Genomic DNA, 15,529 nt, shown 5'->3' with positions numbered 1-15,529 from the left:
CGTATTATTTTTTACGCCACAACTGCACGCCGGCCACGACGGCAAAAGCCGCGATGCCGATGGCGTCCGTCAGCACACCTGGGTACAGCAGCGTCGGCGCCAGCGCGATTAAAATTATGCGCTCCAGAATATTGCAGCGCTTGATGAACCAGCCCTCCAGACCGGCTACCAAGCCCGCCGTGCCCAGCAAAGCCGTGAATACGGCCCAAAGAGTGGAATACATGGTAGCGTCCGGGTCCACGCCGATGAGCAGTACCGGATTATCCAAAAAGAAAAACGGGATGATAAAGCCGATGATGCCCAGGCGCATCGCCCACAGCCCCGTTTTCGTCTGGTCGGAACCGGCAATGCCGGAAGCCACGTAGGCGCTGATGGCCACGGGCGGCGTAATATTGGACAGGCAGGCGTAAATCAGGCAGAACAAATGCGAAGTCAGCGGCAGAACGCCCGCGTCGATAAGCACGGGCACGGCTACGGCCTGCACAATAACGTAGGCCGCCACGCCCGGTACGCCCATGCCCAAAATTGTGGACATAATCATTACCAAAAAGCCCGTCAGGTAAATATTATTATTCTCCACCAGATAGAGAATTAAATAGCCCATATTCAGGCCCATACTAGTCAGCGTTACCGTGCCGATAATGACGCCGATGATAACGCAGCACACGCCGACGGAAACGGCGCCCTTCGCGCCCTCCACCGTAGCGTCCAGAATTTTTTGCGGCGTCATGCGCGTTTCCTTGCGCAGCCAGCTGGCGGCGATGGTGCCGAAAATGGAAAAGACGGCCGCGTATAGAGGCGTATAACCCGCGAACATCAAACCGATGAGCATCACCAGCGGGATAACCAGATGGCCTTGCTCCTTCACTACCTTCATAGCGTTGGGAATATTTTCTTTAGACAAACCGGACAGCCCCAGGCGCATCGCCTCAAAATGCACAGCCATTAAAAGGCCCACGTAATACAAAAGCGCCGGAACAATGGCCGCCAGCATAACCTTAGTATAGCTGATGCCCAAAAATTCCGCCATAACAAAGCCCACCGCGCCCATAATCGGCGGGCAGAACTGGCCGCCGGTAGAAGCCACCGCCTCGACGGCTCCGGCAAATTCCTTCTTGTAGCCCGTCTGCTTCATCAAAGGAATCGTAATCGTGCCCGTAGTAGCTACGTTGGCTACAGCGGAGCCGTTAATCATGCCCATAAGCGCGGAAGCCAGCACGGCAACCTTCGCCGGGCCGCCGGGAGTCTGACCTACCAGCGTCAGCGAAAAGTCGTTGATAAATTTGGAAAAGCCGCTGTATTTTAAATACGCGCCAAAAAGTACGAACAGGAAAATATAAGTGGCGGATACGCCGATACCAGTACCCAGTACGCCCTGCGTCCCCCAGAATTGCGTAATCAGCACGCGCTTGAGCGTAAAGCCGTTATGCCCCAGATAGCCCGGCAAATATTCGCCGAACCAGTTGTAGCCCAAAAACAGCAGCGCCAGCACCGCCAAATTTCCGGAAGCACGGCGAGCCGCTTCAAAAACAACCAGCAAAGCCGCGCCCGCAATCGCCACTTCAAAATCGTCGATGCGTCCGCCCGTCATAGCGATACGCGGGAAATTCAAAATCAGATACGCAAAGCTGCCGACGCCCACGGCGATGAGCAGCATATCCCACACCGGTGGCAGGCTGCGCAGCCGTTTTTCTTTTTTATATGTTGGGAACAGCAAAAAAGTAAAGACCAGCAAAAATATGCAGTGCACGGCGCGCAAATTGATAGCGCTGATAGCGCCCAACGTCGTAAAATACAGCTGGAACGCAGCCCAGACGCACAGCAGTCCGACAATCAGCTTATTCAGCGGTTCTTTATACGTGCGCATACGCGCATCGGAATCTTTCTCTTCCAATAGCGCCTGCGCCTTTTTATCCAAATTTTCCTGCGACGCTTGTTTTTCTACCATACTACCAATCTCCCCTAACAGCGATATATTCAAATGTAAGAGTCCTGTTTATTATACACCTTTCGCGAATATTTTTCATGTGTTTTTGACAAAATTCTCATAACCGGACGGCAGTGAGCAAAAGCGCAATTTAGCTAACGTAAGCAATGGCTGCTGCCAACGGCATACATACAATCTGATGCAGCAAATAAATTTTTAAAGTATGACGTCCTGCCCAGCTTAGCAGAGGCGTCTCGCCAACAGCCAGTCGCTCCAGCGCTCCGCGTTCCCGGCAATAAGCGTACAAATAATACCCAAACGCAAACATACCGAACCACGGCAGCAGCGGAAAATAATCGCTGGAATAAAAGCCCGCATAAGGCAAACCCAACGGCAGCAAAATTTTGCTTTCATACCAGGCTTCCGGCAACGCCACCGACCATAACGCGCCTAAACCCACCGCGCCTTCGGCAACGTCATGGAAGAAAACGAACGCCATCAAGCTAAGCGCCATACCGAAAAGCGGCGGTAAATTATCGGCCTGCCCGCTTAAAGGCAGCATCAATAAGGCGGCGCAGCCCATAAAATTAAGCATGCCGAATAAAATCAGCTGCGAAGGCGCAACCGCAAACGTCAGCAGCGTGATGCCAAGCCCCAGCAAATTGAGCTGCAGGCCCCGGCGCAGGCACGACGCTTTTCCCAGGCGCCAGACGAACCCCGAAACCATGATAAACAAGCAGCAGGTTCCTTCCTGCCAGAACTGTACTAAAGGTAGCTTTACCCACGCCGGGTTCAAGCCGAACACTATATTCAAATCATACAAAAAATGGTACAGAACCACGCCCATGATGGCAACGCCGCGTATACTATCTATTAAAGAATACCGCGCAGGCCGTCGCGTTGTATTTTCTCGTTCCACCTTATTCTCCCCGTTTTACATCACACTACGTAGTGATAGTTTAACACAAACGGCGGCTGTTGCCAAAAGAAATCGGCGCAGGCTGCTTGTCCGCCGCCTGCGCCTAAGTTAATGCTTTAATATTTTATTTTTTATGCCGTGCCTCAAAGTCTTTATGGTTGTCGATAGTAACGACTTCTACGCCAGTGTCGACTTCAGCCTGCTCCGGCTTTGCGCCTTTAGCCAGCGCTACGGCTGCTTTTACGCCTTCCACGGCCATAGTATATTGGTTTTGCGCAATGGAAACGGTCTTTAAATCCGGGTTGGCAATCAATTCGGCGATTTCTTTAGAATAGTCGAAGCCAACCAGCATAACGTCCTTGCGTTTACTGTTTTTAACGGCGGTAGCAGTCGCCACGGCAGCGCGGTTATTGCAGGCGATAAAGCCCTTCAAATTGCTAATATTAGCCATAGCTTCTTCGCCCAGCTTGGTGGACAAATCTTTATCGCCAAAATCCACTAATACTTTGTCGTCAAGCTTCCAGGCTGCGGGAGCGTTAGCCTTCCAATAAGCGTTAATACCCTCCACGCGCTCCACCATATTCTGGCTCGCTAAGTTGCTGACCTTAATAGCCACGGTAGCGTTAGCATTATCCTTAACGCCGTTGTCGTGCAGTAATTTTATCATTTCAGCCGCCGCTTTTGTTCCCGCCGCGTAGTTATTAGTCATAAAGGCGGCGTCATAGCTTTTGCTGTTCAAACCCGTATCAATCAAAACTAAAGGAAGTTTCTGCTTTTGTATAGCTTCCGCTTCCGGAATAAGCTTCAAGCTGTCGGAGGGCGCCAGAATAACGGCGTCCGCTTTTTTGCCGCCCAGCTCTTTCAGCATAGCCTGCTGCGTCTGCCAGTCCATTTCCTTAAATGGGCCGCCTACGTAAACATTGCAATCGGCGGCGTCGCCGCCGTCCTTCAAGCCGCGCACTACTTCCTTCCAGTAATCGCCTTTAATGACCTTGACAAGCGCGTAAACATTTTTGCGGCCTTCCTTAATTTCGGTAACGGGAGTAAAATCCTGCTTTACCTCCGCTTTGCTGGCTTTATCAGCCAACGTCTGCTGCATGCTCGCCGGAGCGTTGGCGTCCTTTTGCTCCTGACTGCATCCAGCAGTGAAAGCGCTCAGGCTGAATGCCAAAAGTCCAACCATAAGTTTCGATACTAATTTCATACATAAGCCTCCTATTTAATTCCGTTTTATGATTAAGGACGCGCAACTTAATCTCGTATCCTTAATCATCATATTATATATTTAATTGTAACTCGTGCTATTATGCTTGTCAAGAAGTCAGCCTAACAAATTTCAAAGTTCATTCATTTATTCATATATTTCTTAGAAAGACCCGTTTTGGACGAAGCTAGGCTGTTTTATCAAAGCTGATAAAACTCTCTACTAAAAAAACTGCGCAAAAATATTATTTTTTCTCAAAAAAAGCTTGCCAAATTCTTTGAAACCTGCTATAATTCTCATTGTTCTGATGAACACTAAGTACTCCGGGATGGTGTAATGGTAGCACAAGTGACTCTGGATCATTCGGTCTGGGTTCGAGTCCTAGTCCCGGAGCCAAATGGCGCCATGGTCAAGCGGCTAAGACGTCGCCCTCTCAAGGCGAAATCCGGGGTTCGATTCCCCGTGGCGCTACCAAAGAAATTAACTCCAAGCAAAAATGCTTGGAGTTTTTTGTTTTATACTATCAATAATAATGCTCAGGCTTAGCATTGCAAACTATAAAAGTCACAAGATTATCGCTGATAAATCGAGCCAAATATGTTACAATAAAGTTCTAAGCAGCAAAACAGCGTCGCCGGTAAAAATCACGGCGACATTACATACCAAGGAGGCGTAGCTATGCATCAATATTTATTTTTTATAGGCGATTTCCCCGTGCGCATGTACGGCCTGATACTTTGCACCGCTATCTTTTTGGCTACGGGTACGGCCTACTTTTTAGCCAAGCAGGACGGGCGCTGGCACCAGCACGTTTTGGACATCGGTATTTACGGCGGTTTTGCCGGACTCATCGGCGGTCGCTTATGGGACGTATTCTTTTTCGATTGGGATTATTACAGCGAGCATCTGCTGGAAATCCCCTTCGTCTGGCAGGGCGGCATGGCAGTGCAGGGCGGTATGCTGGCAGGCATCGCCGCAGGCGTAGTGTACTGCAAGCTGCATGATATCGACTGGGTAACCTTCGGCGACATCGTATCCCCCTCCCTGCTCATCGGCCAGGCCATCGGGCGTATGGCTAATCTGCTCAACGGCGACGCTTTCGGCACGCCTACGGGCGGCAGCTTTGGCCTGCTTTACCCGGAAGGGACGCTGGCCTATAAAACCTACGGACCTGTACCGCTTTGGCCCGCCGAAGTCTGGGAGGGGCAGCTGGACGTCGTAATCTTCGCCCTGCTGCTGCTCTTCCGCACTACCAGGCACGCCCGCGGCCAGGCGCTGTGCATGTACGCCATGCTCTATTCCGTAGTCCGTTTCTTTTTGGAAATGCTGCGCGGCGATTACGCCGAGCCCTGGCTTTTTGGCTTAAAGTCGGCCCAGGCTACCAGCCTCGGCTTCTTCCTCTTCGCTCTGGCCTGCTTCATTTACTGCGGCTGGGCGGAAAAGCGCGTCAATACTGCTAAACAAAAAAACAAAAGCAAAAAGCCAACGTCAAATAAATTATAAAAAAGCGTTGACAAATCTATTCCCTTTCGCTATAATATCACTGTTACTTGAAACAAGCACAATCTTGTGACTCCATAGCTCAGCTGGATAGAGCGTTTGACTACGAATCAAAAGGTCGCAGGTTCGAATCCTGCTGGGGCCACCACTTGCAAAATTGCTCTGCACCTAAGGTTGCAGGGCTTTTTTATTTTCAACAGCTGTCTATTTTCCCAAAAGATAGCTGCTTGTTTAGTTATTATACCGCTATAAATTTACCTGCGCCCAAAAACTTAGCCCCTGCCATTGGCGGGGGCTAAGTTATATCCAATATATAAAAACATAAACGCCGAAGCAAATTCAGCATCATAAAAAATTTATTTATAATCTAGTCCAAGCTGCGATAAATTCCGGCTTCGCGTTTCTTTTCCGCCGACTTGGAGATGTACGTCCCCTTTACCACGACGAAGCCCTTCTTCGCCAGCAGATTCATAATATAATCCACATGCGGGCAGGGAGCTTTGTGATAATTATCGCTGACCATGCAGGAGGATAAATGTACGATAATCTCCTGATCATCCTCTTTAAAACGGCGCAAGCGCTTGCGCAAATTTTCCAGCTTCACGGAAAGTCCCGCGCCGCAGCAGCCGCCGCAGGTAAAGGACATATAGCGCGTATCCTCCTCATAACCGGCGAATTTGCCCTCCCTGCTGTAAAACGCATGAGTGCAATTATAGCCGCAGCAACGCTTCTGCACATGCTCGCACTGAAGAACAACCAACAGCTTGCTCATTTTATTTTACCATGCCGTACTCGCGCAGAACTGCATCCAGCTTGGCTTCGGCCTCAGCGCTGATAGGCGTCAGCGGCAAGCGCGGCGCGCCCGCAGGAATACCCGTAACCTTAGTAACGGCAGCCTTGATGGGAATAGGATTGCTTTCCATAAACATAGCCTTGGCCAGCGGCACCATTTCTTTATTCAGCTCGGCGGCGTCCTGTACGCGGCCTTCAACATAAGCCTGCATTAAATCCTGTAAAATTTTGCCGTTGCAGTTAGCCAATACGGAAATTAAGCCGCAGGCGCCCACCGCCATAAAGGGCAGAACCAAGCCGTCGTCGCCGCTGTAAATGGAAACTCTTTCCGGCAGCACACGGTATAATTCAGCAGTTTGCGCCACGTTGCCGGCCGCTTCCTTCACAGCTACGATATTCGCAAAATCGTTAGCCAACCGCGCGATGGTCGCCGGAAGAATATTGGAGCCGGTACGCCCCGGCACGTTATACACGATGATGGGCAGCTTCGTCGCACGCGCAACGGCTGCAAAATGCTGGTAATAGCCCTCCTGCGTCGGCTTGTTGTAGTACGGCCCGACAACCAGCAAGCCGTCCACGCCGCATTTTTCCATAGCCTGCGCCAGCTCAATGGTGCTGGCGGTGCAGTTAGTGCCTGCCCCCGCTACGATGGGCGCACGACCGCCAATATGCTTAACGATGGTCTGCATAAATTTAATTTTTTCCTCCATCGTCATTGTCGCAGCTTCGCCGGTCGAACCCTCGATTACCAGGCCGTCGGTACCGTTAGCCAGCAGCCAATCGGCCAGCTGACAGCCAGCCTCATAATTAACGCTGCCATCCTCGTTAAACGGCGTCACCATTGCTGTTAATAATCTGCCAAAATACGGTTTTGTCATGGAATTTACACCTCTTTATTTATTGAACCCCACAATTAAGTGCAAGATAGATAGTTTATAATTTGAAAGCCTGATGCAGCGCCGTCACAGCGTCCACCAGATGCTCCTCTTTAATGATAGCGGAAATCGTCGTATCCGAATCCATGGTCTGCAAAATAGAGATATTTTTAGAAGCCAGCGCGGATACAAAATTAGCCATAACTCCCGGTACGCCGCGCATAGCGCTGCCTACTACCGAAACCTTGGCGCATTCAGTATTGCAGGTATATTTAAAGCCAGTTTCCTCCAGCACTTTACAGGTATGCTCTACATCCGGCGAAAAGACGGCGAACATGGCCTCCTTTTCCGACAAGTTCAGACTACCTACGCTGATGCCGGCGTCGGCCAAGTCTTCAAAGAGATTGCGTCCGGCAGCGAAATCGGCAGGATTGAGCTCGATGCGGAACTGTGCCAAATCGCTGAGATGCGCCACGCCGCTGACGCAGGATTCGTTGATAGCTATTTCCGAGCCGTTGCGGCGTCCGTTGGACTCGCTGGTAATCAGCGTTCCCGGAGCGTCGCTGAAGGTAGATTTAACGTACATGGGGATATTGCTGCTCATAGCAATTTCTACAGCGCGGGGATGAATAACCTTCGCGCCGTTGTACGCCATCTGGCAAACTTCGGCGTAAGAAATCTGCTGCAAAATATTGGCTTCCTTCACCAAACGCGGGTCGGCGGTCATAATGCCTTCTACGTCGGTATATATTTCCACAAAATCAGCCTTCAGGGCCGCGCCTAAGGCTGCGGCGGAGGTATCGCTGCCGCCGCGTCCCAAGGTAGTAAACTTAAAATTATTTTCCGTCACGCCCTGGAAGCCGCAGACAACGGGAATGATGCCGGACTCCAGCAAATGCATGAGATTAGAAACATTGATATTTTTAATGCGGGCAGCGCCGAACTGCGAATCGGTGATGATGCCTGCCTGGCCGCCGGTCAGCGCCATAGCGTTGATGCCGTATTTTTGCAGCGTAGCGGCCATCACGCAAGCGGAAATAATTTCGCCGCAGCACATGAGCATATCCATTTCGCGCACATTCACAGATAAATTAACGCTCTTTAAGGTATCGATAAGCGTATCCGTAGCATAAGGAGCGCCCTTGCGTCCCATGGCGGAAACCACCACCACCGGGGAATAGCCCTTGCGTACTGCCTGCTGTACCTTATCCTTAACCGCAATACGCGCTTCGTCGCTAGCAACGGAGGTGCCGCCGAATTTTTGTACAATAATTTTCATAGATTTTTCTCCTCAATATATTAAGATACTCAACAGACCGAATAGAATGTGCCAGATACAAGTAAACGCGACGACGGCGTATATCTAATACTCCTAGGAGCGTTTACGAAGTAGATGGCATATTATCTTCGGTCTTAATATTTAGAGCCAGCCGTTGGCAATCATCACCTCAGCAATCTGCAAAGTATTCAGCGCCGCGCCCTTGCGGATCTGGTCGCCTACCACCCACAGGTTGAAGGTATTGGGATTGGATTCGTCGCGGCGCAGACGGCCTACGAAGCAATCGTCAGTTTCAGATGTATACAAAGGCATGGGATAAATCTGGTTCTGCGGATCGTCCTGCATCTGTACGCCGGGGAAAGCGTCGATAGCCTTCGCCATATCCGCTAATTCCAAATCATGCTCAAACTCGATGTTCACAGATTCACTGTGGCTGCGGTAAACAGGCACACGCACCGTAGTCGCGGTAATGCGCAGCTCGTCGTCGTGCATAATCTTCCTGGTTTCGTTGACCATTTTCATTTCTTCTTTAGTATACAAATTATCCAAGAAAACGTCGATCTGCGGAATCAGATTAAAAGCGATGGGATAATGCTTAGCCAGGCTGGCGGACGGCAGAATATGCGCCTCCATCTCGCGGCCCTCGCTGTAAGCCCTGGTCTGCTCGGTCAGCTCGTCGATGCCTTCCTTGCCCGCGCCGGAAACCGCCTGATAGGTGCTGACTACAATGCGTTTGATACGCGCCAAATCGTACAACGGTTTCAAAGCCATAACCATGATGATAGTGGAACAGTTAGGGTTAGCAATAATGCCCTTGTGCTTCAAAATATCCTCCGGATTAACCTCGGGCACAACCAGCGGCACCTCCGGATCCATGCGGAAAGCGCTGGAATTGTCGATAACTACTGCGCCGGCCTCTACGGCGTAGGGCGCGAACTCCTTGGAAATGCTGCCGCCGGCAAACAAGGCGATATCGATACCGGCAAAGGAATCTTTAGTAGCTTCCTGCACAGTATATGTTTTCCCCATAAAATCTATCTGCTTGCCCGCGCTGCGTTTGGAAGCCAAAAGGCGCAGTTCGTTAAACGGGAAATTGCGCTCCTCGATCAGCTTTAAAAATTCGCTGCCTACCGCGCCGGTAGCGCCTAAAATTGCTACGTTATATTTTTTCATAAACCTTTCCCTCTCCTTCATTACAGTAATTTATCCAAGCCGTAAACCAAACCGGTCCGGCCTAAAATCTTGCGGCAGCCCAACGCCACGCCCGGCATATAGCATTCGCGGCTTACAGGCTCGGTGCTGATGTGCAGCGTTTCGCCCTGCCCGCCGAAAATAACCTCCTGCGAAGCAACGTAACCCGGCAGACGCACGCTGTGAATCCTCATGCCTTCATAATCGGCGCCGCGGGCTCCGGCCATGGTCTCGCGCTCGTCGGGATGTCCCTGACGCATAGCCTCGCGCACCTCGGCAATTTTTTGAGCGGTAATAATAGCGGTTCCGGACGGAGCGTCCAGCTTATTATCGTGATGCTTTTCAATAATTTCCACATGGGGGAAATATTTAGCCGCCTCGCAGGCCAGTTTCATCATCACGACTGCGCCCAAAGCAAAATTAGGAGCGATCAGCACGGCGGTATTATTGGCGCGCGCCAGCTCGTCCACCTCCTGCAAATCGGCGTCGCTGAAGCCCGTAGTGCCGACTACGGCATGCACGCCTAACGGCAGCATTTTACGCAGGTTATCCATAACTACGTTGGGACGGGTAAAATCTACCACCACGTCGGGACGAACATTTTCAATGGCCTTGACCAAATCGGTATTCACGCCGAAAACTACGCCTTCGCCCAAGGCAACCTGGCCGTCTTTAATATCAACGACGTCAACCAAATCTAAATCCGGCTCCGCCCAAACCTTTTTGCAAACCTCGCCGCCCACACGGCCTAAAGCTCCGTTTACCAAAACCCTAATCATAAATAAATTCAACTCCTTACATTACGTTAACAAAAAACCGTTGAGATATTAGTCTACATATCTCAACGGTAAGCATGCTTTTTCATTCATACCATAGCTGAGATAGCCCTCCGCTGCTTTTGCAGCGACAGTCCGGCAGCTTTCACTGACGGCCCAGCACAACGGCACGGCTGCCATTGCACTTCGGCGTTAGCCCTTTCGCCTGCTTCCCAGCTCCCGCTCCACAGACTACTGATGCTTTCCGCGCCTCTATCTTAATGGTTTGTCATTAGCAAAATTATATTACGCACAGCAGCGTTTGTCAAATACAAATGTAGCAAAAGCAGAGTACATGCGCATAGTGTAAATTTGTTACAGAAACATACAGTTTACCGCCCCGTGCTGCCAAAGCCCCCGCCGCGCACAGCCTTGGCAGCCTGCTCGTCGCCGTCCGCAGTAAGGTAATTATAAAAAATGCCCTGCGCCACGCGCTCGCCCTTGGGCAAAGTCACCGCCGCATCGCCCATATTCAGCAGCGCCAGCATAATATGCCCTTCGTTATCCGCGTTATTATAATAATCGGCGTCGATAATGCCCACGTTATTCACCAGCATGATATGCTTCTTCACCGCCATGCTGCTGCGGATGTGCATGCCCAAATACTCGCCTGCCTGCATATACGCCTTCACTCCTGTGGGAACCAGCATCAGCTTGCCCGGCTCCAACGTCACTTCCTCCGGCAGGCAAAAATCATAGCCTGCGCTCAATTCCGTCTTGCGTTCCGGCAGGGGAAAATCCACGGCGGCATATTTCGTTATTTTTTCAAAACCTCTGACTTTCATAGCGTCCTCCTTATAGAAAAGGCTCCCCTAATCCTAGGAGAGCCTTTATATTATCTTACTTACGAACGAAAAATTTTATTTCTGCATGCCTTTGAGCAGCACAGCCTTGCGGGACAGATTGATGCGGCCCTTAGAGTCGATTTCCGTCACTTTAACGACGATTTCGTCGCCCACGGAAACAACGTCCTCAACTTTATCGACATGCTCGGTCGACAGTTGGGAAATATGCACCAGGCCTTCCTTGCCCGGCAGAATTTCTACAAATGCGCCGAAGTTCATCAGCCGCGTTACTTTGCCGGTGTAAATTTTGCCCGGTTCGGCTTCGGCGGTAATGCCGTTAATCATATCGATAGCCATATTAGCCGACTCACTGTTGATTGCGGCGATGTAAACGCGCCCGCTTTCTTCAATATCAATTTTCGCGCCGGTTTCGTCGACAATCTTTTTAATCGTCTTGCCGCCGGGGCCGATGACCTTAGCGATCTTATCGGGGTCGACGTGAATCGTGGTAATCTTCGGAGCGTACTTGGACAGCTCTTTGCGCGGTTCGCTGATGCATTCCATCATCTTACCCATGATAAATTCGCGCCCGCGTTTAGCCTGCGCCAAAGCCTGGGTAAAGATATCCTTGTTGATGCCGTCGATTTTAATATCCATCTGGATAGCGGTAATACCCTTAGCGGTACCGGCAACCTTAAAGTCCATATCGCCCAGAGCGTCCTCCAAGCCCTGGATATCGGTCAGGATAGTGAAATATTCGCCGTCCTTTACCAAGCCCATAGCCACGCCGGCAACAGGAGCCTTAATCGGCACGCCTGCGTCCATCAGGGACAAGGTGCTGGCGCAAACGGAGCCCATGGAGGAAGAACCGTTGGATTCCAAAACCTCGGACACCAGACGAATAGCGTAAGGGAATTCTTCTTCGGAAGGAATAACGGGCTTCAAAGCGCGTTCAGCCAAAGCGCCGTGACCGATTTCGCGGCGGCCGGGGCTGCGCAGCGGTTTGGTTTCGCCTACGGAATACGGTGGGAAATTATAATGATGGATATAACGCTTGCTGTCTTCCGCACCCAGTCCGTCCAAAACCTGCGCTTCACGCAACGGAGCCAGAGCCAGAACATTCAAAATCTGAGTTTGACCGCGGGTGAACAGCGCGCTGCCATGCGGACGCGCCAGCAAACCTACCTCGCAGGATACGGGGCGCACCTCGTCCAACTGACGTCCGTCGGGACGGATCTTATCCACAGAAATAGTGCGGCGCACAATTTTCTTAACCAGCTTTTGGGTAATATAAGCGACGTCTTTAGCGTTGTCGGGATATTTTTCCAGGAACACTTCGGCGATTTCCGCTTTTACCTTAGCTACGTTCTCTTCGCGTTCCAGTTTATTGGCGTCCATCAAAGCGTCTTTCAGCTTTTGCGCGCCGTAAGCTTCGATTTCCGCTACCAGCTCTTCAGGAGGAGCGTAGAAAGGAACCTCCATTTTCGGCTTGCCGATTTCAGCGACGATTTTTTCCTGGAATTCTACTAATTGTTTAATAACGCCATGGCCAAACCAAATTGCGTCCAGCATGGTTTCTTCGGATACTTCCTGAGCGCCGGCTTCTACCATCAAGATAGCGTCCTTAGTACCGGCTACGGCCAAGTTTAATTGAGAAACCTTAGCCTGTTCCACAGTCGGGTTAATGATGAACTCCCCGTCGACCAAACCGACGCGCACGCCGGCGATGGGGCCTTCAAAGGGAATATCGGAAATGGACAGAGCGCAGGAAGCGCCGACCATAGCGGGCATATCGGGCGCGTTGTCCGGGTCTACGGAAACGGCGGTAGCCACGATTTGCACGTCGTTGTGATAACCTTCGGGGAACATAGGACGGATAGGACGGTCGATAAGGCGGCTGGTCAAAATAGCCTGCTCGCTGGGACGACCCTCGCGTTTAATAAAGCCGCCGGGAATTTTGCCAACGGCATACATTTTTTCTTCAAAATCAACAGTCAAAGGGAAAAAGTCCACGCCCTCGCGCGGGGTTTTGGTGCCGGTAACGGCAACAACTACGGCAGTATCGCCATAACGTACTAAAACAGCGCCGTTGGCCTGCTTCGCAATCTTGCCGGCTTCAATGGTCAGAGTTCTGCCGCCAAGATCCATGCTGTAACTATGCATATTGTTATGCCTCCTCTTAATTTTTAACACATTGTGTACCTGCTAGTTATTCGCCATAAAAGCAGGAAATCCTCTTTTATATTTAAAAATTTTTACATAAAAAGCCGCAGCACAAAAACAACGACCGCGCCAATGGCGGCAAAAACAATAAACGTAGGCAGCAGGAAGAAAAACAAAGCCAAAATGCCGCCCAAAATCAGCAGCGTCATTAAAAGCCCGCTGCCGCAGCCAAAGGTATGCACCTGAACGCGCGGCGGCACGTTCTGCCGGTCATAGCCGCGCTCATAACCGCCGCTGCGCGCCTCTCCCCGACCGACATTTTTATTATCGCTGGCGCTGCCGTCCTCCTCGATAGTTACGCCCTCAAAGGTATCGCGCTCGTCCGGAGTAAGCACCTGGGCGTCGATTTTAAATTGATAGTGGCAGTAAGGACATTCCAGCGTGCCCGGCGCTACCTCGCGTCCGCAAAAGTCACATTTCATAGCCCTTCCCCCTCTTTATGACAACAGCATGAGCAGCAATCCCTCTTCATTTATATACCGCGGGTCGTGCTTCTCCAGCAAATTTACTTCTTTAATTTCTTTGGCCGTGCGGCGTATCGTACTCACCGGCACGCCAAAGCACATATCTGAAATATGGCTGGCGTTGTAATTATACACGCCGTTGCATTTCACAAAACTATAAATGACGCCCGCAGCCCAAATTTCCGGTACGCGGATTTGCCCCGTCTGTTTGCCCGAAAGCTTAAAGTAATCGCTCCACATCGTCTGCGCCAGCTTGATATCGTAAGCCGAAAAAGCGTAGGGCCGCATCATCTTGGCAATGCAGGCGCTAACCGCGTCATGCAGCACAGGCTGCGGTTTATAAGCGGTAATAGCCGTGCGGTAATCAAAGCCGCCCAGGCGCACATAGGCCGAATACAACAGCGACAAATGGCGCACAAAAACAGGAAAGCGCCTGATGAAATCTTCCCAGCTCATCGCGTCATTACAGCGTACTGCCACCCAATCCCTAGCCTGCTGCATAACCTTTTTAAAACGCTTGAACGCGCTTTTAGGCATCAGCATACCGCGGACAAAATTCATCACCATGCTCTGGTTATAAAAAATATGCCCTAAAAAGACCATATCCTTGGTTTCTACCTTCTCGCTGATGGGCAGCGTCAGCATATACTGCTCGCCGGTAAAAACATTGCAGCAGCTATAAAGTCCGTCCTCCGTTCTTCCCTCCACCGTAAACAGCACCAGCCGAGCCTGCAGCAGCTCCAAAAGCACGTCGCGGCTGACGCGGCCCTGCGCGCTGAAGCTGTCGGCGCAAATATTATCGTAAAAATGCTGTAAGGGAATTTTATCGTCGGCGATCATGCGGTAATCAAAAAGGAAATAATCCCAGAAGCATTGAGCATATTCCTCGCTGCCGGGCTTTTCCTCCGCCGCGCCGCTCATTAAAATACCGCTGTACAAAAAGGTGGCGCGCTCCACATCGCGCTCATAACGCTTATGCGAAAAAAAGGTCTGCACCGACTCCATCAGATCCTGCAAACGATCGCCGATATTCAAAAATATCTTGGCCGGTAAATCAGGCGTAGCATACACATTATAGCGGTCGTACTGGGGCAAAAAGCGTCCGTCCGGCCTGAGCATCTGCACCTTGCCATCAACAAGCAGCCTGGCCTTGGCCTCGACAGGCGCACTGTCGCCGGTAATAATATGCTTTTTCTTCAAATGAGCGTACAGCTCGATCACCGTATCAAAAAACGCGCCCACGTTTTCCGCCGTCAGCATAAAGTCGGACACATTGCGAGCGCACCAGCCCACGCAGTCGATAAAATTTTCTCTGGACATATCGCCGAGAAAGTTTTCCGAATTTCCCAGATAAATACATAAAATAGTTATATAATCCCAAGCCTGTACCAGCTCGTCTTCGTCGGCGCCCTGCCAGGCCTTCATGCGCAGAAAATTTTCCACATAGCTCTGCTGCAGGACGCCGTTCCATTCCGGGTCCTGCGCGTAAAAATCTTCCACTAAATCAAATACGTTGTCCATTCTTTCTCCATCTCTGTACATACTATAAATATTC

At 50.9% G+C, this 15,529-nt stretch carries 13 protein-coding genes, 3 tRNA genes and 1 riboswitch; of the genes, 4 read left to right on the top strand and 12 right to left on the bottom strand.

Annotation, left to right across the window (positions count from 1 at the left end):
* Positions 1-4 precede the first annotated feature (4 nt).
* The 3 genes from Q4E64_RS05415 to Q4E64_RS05405 all read right to left on the bottom strand — a co-directional run bounded on the left by Q4E64_RS05415 (position 5) and on the right by Q4E64_RS05405 (position 4,050).
* Positions 5-1,948: a TRAP transporter permease gene (locus Q4E64_RS05415; protein WP_303166733.1), complete on the bottom strand. Its 1,944-nt coding sequence runs from the start codon at positions 1,946-1,948 to the stop codon at positions 5-7.
* Positions 1,949-2,078: 130 nt separating this feature from the next.
* Entirely contained in the window at positions 2,079-2,846 is a 768-nt protein-coding gene (locus tag Q4E64_RS05410) for a heparan-alpha-glucosaminide N-acetyltransferase domain-containing protein (protein ID WP_303166732.1), read from the bottom strand.
* A gap of 124 nt (positions 2,847-2,970) precedes the next feature.
* Complete coding sequence (locus Q4E64_RS05405; protein WP_303166731.1) at positions 2,971-4,050, bottom strand: substrate-binding domain-containing protein; 1,080 nt, start codon at positions 4,048-4,050, stop codon at positions 2,971-2,973.
* 322 nt (positions 4,051-4,372) lie between these two features.
* Here Q4E64_RS05405 and Q4E64_RS05400 point away from each other — a divergent pair.
* From Q4E64_RS05400 to Q4E64_RS05385, 4 genes are all read left to right on the top strand, one after another.
* Positions 4,373-4,446 (top strand) — tRNA-Gln (locus Q4E64_RS05400).
* A gap of 3 nt (positions 4,447-4,449) precedes the next feature.
* Positions 4,450-4,524 (top strand) — tRNA-Glu (locus tag Q4E64_RS05395).
* Between the two features lie 204 nt (positions 4,525-4,728).
* Entirely contained in the window at positions 4,729-5,553 is an 825-nt protein-coding gene (gene lgt, locus Q4E64_RS05390; RefSeq protein ID WP_303166730.1) for a prolipoprotein diacylglyceryl transferase, read from the top strand.
* Positions 5,554-5,621: 68 nt separating this feature from the next.
* Positions 5,622-5,698: transfer RNA gene (locus Q4E64_RS05385), tRNA-Arg, on the top strand.
* 219 nt (positions 5,699-5,917) lie between these two features.
* Here Q4E64_RS05385 and Q4E64_RS05380 read toward each other — a convergent pair.
* The 9 genes from Q4E64_RS05380 to Q4E64_RS05340 all read right to left on the bottom strand — a co-directional run bounded on the left by Q4E64_RS05380 (position 5,918) and on the right by Q4E64_RS05340 (position 15,495).
* A complete protein-coding gene (locus tag Q4E64_RS05380; protein WP_303166729.1) occupies positions 5,918-6,322 on the bottom strand; it encodes a CGGC domain-containing protein in 405 nt (134 codons plus the stop codon).
* A 1-nt stretch (position 6,323) separates the two neighbouring features.
* Positions 6,324-7,220, bottom strand: a complete 897-nt coding sequence (dapA, locus tag Q4E64_RS05375) for a 4-hydroxy-tetrahydrodipicolinate synthase (protein WP_303166728.1) — start codon at positions 7,218-7,220, stop codon at positions 6,324-6,326.
* Positions 7,221-7,275: 55 nt separating this feature from the next.
* Positions 7,276-8,496 carry an aspartate kinase gene (dapG, locus tag Q4E64_RS05370; protein ID WP_303166727.1) on the bottom strand — a complete coding sequence of 407 codons (1,221 nt, stop codon included), beginning with the start codon at positions 8,494-8,496 and terminating at the stop codon, positions 7,276-7,278.
* A 141-nt stretch (positions 8,497-8,637) separates the two neighbouring features.
* Positions 8,638-9,669, bottom strand: coding sequence for an aspartate-semialdehyde dehydrogenase (locus Q4E64_RS05365; RefSeq protein ID WP_303166726.1), 1,032 nt, complete (start codon positions 9,667-9,669; stop codon positions 8,638-8,640).
* A gap of 20 nt (positions 9,670-9,689) precedes the next feature.
* Positions 9,690-10,466: a 4-hydroxy-tetrahydrodipicolinate reductase gene (gene dapB, locus Q4E64_RS05360; RefSeq protein ID WP_303166725.1), complete on the bottom strand. Its 777-nt coding sequence runs from the start codon at positions 10,464-10,466 to the stop codon at positions 9,690-9,692.
* 95 nt (positions 10,467-10,561) lie between these two features.
* A riboswitch (Lysine riboswitch) is annotated at positions 10,562-10,726 on the bottom strand.
* Positions 10,727-10,834: 108 nt separating this feature from the next.
* Positions 10,835-11,287: a dUTP diphosphatase gene (locus Q4E64_RS05355; protein ID WP_303166724.1), complete on the bottom strand. Its 453-nt coding sequence runs from the start codon at positions 11,285-11,287 to the stop codon at positions 10,835-10,837.
* 75 nt (positions 11,288-11,362) lie between these two features.
* Positions 11,363-13,450, bottom strand: coding sequence for a polyribonucleotide nucleotidyltransferase (locus Q4E64_RS05350; RefSeq protein ID WP_303166723.1), 2,088 nt, complete (start codon positions 13,448-13,450; stop codon positions 11,363-11,365).
* Between the two features lie 92 nt (positions 13,451-13,542).
* Positions 13,543-13,932: a hypothetical protein gene (locus Q4E64_RS05345; RefSeq protein ID WP_303166722.1), complete on the bottom strand. Its 390-nt coding sequence runs from the start codon at positions 13,930-13,932 to the stop codon at positions 13,543-13,545.
* 15 nt (positions 13,933-13,947) lie between these two features.
* A complete protein-coding gene (locus Q4E64_RS05340; RefSeq protein ID WP_303166721.1) occupies positions 13,948-15,495 on the bottom strand; it encodes a hypothetical protein in 1,548 nt (515 codons plus the stop codon).
* Between the last annotated feature and the right edge of the window lie 34 nt (positions 15,496-15,529).

Source organism: Phascolarctobacterium sp. (assembly GCF_030531065.1).
Taxonomy (GTDB): domain Bacteria; phylum Bacillota; class Negativicutes; order Acidaminococcales; family Acidaminococcaceae; genus Phascolarctobacterium_A.
Note: the sequence above shows the minus strand (reverse complement) of the source record. Positions and strands in the feature narration are given on the sequence as shown.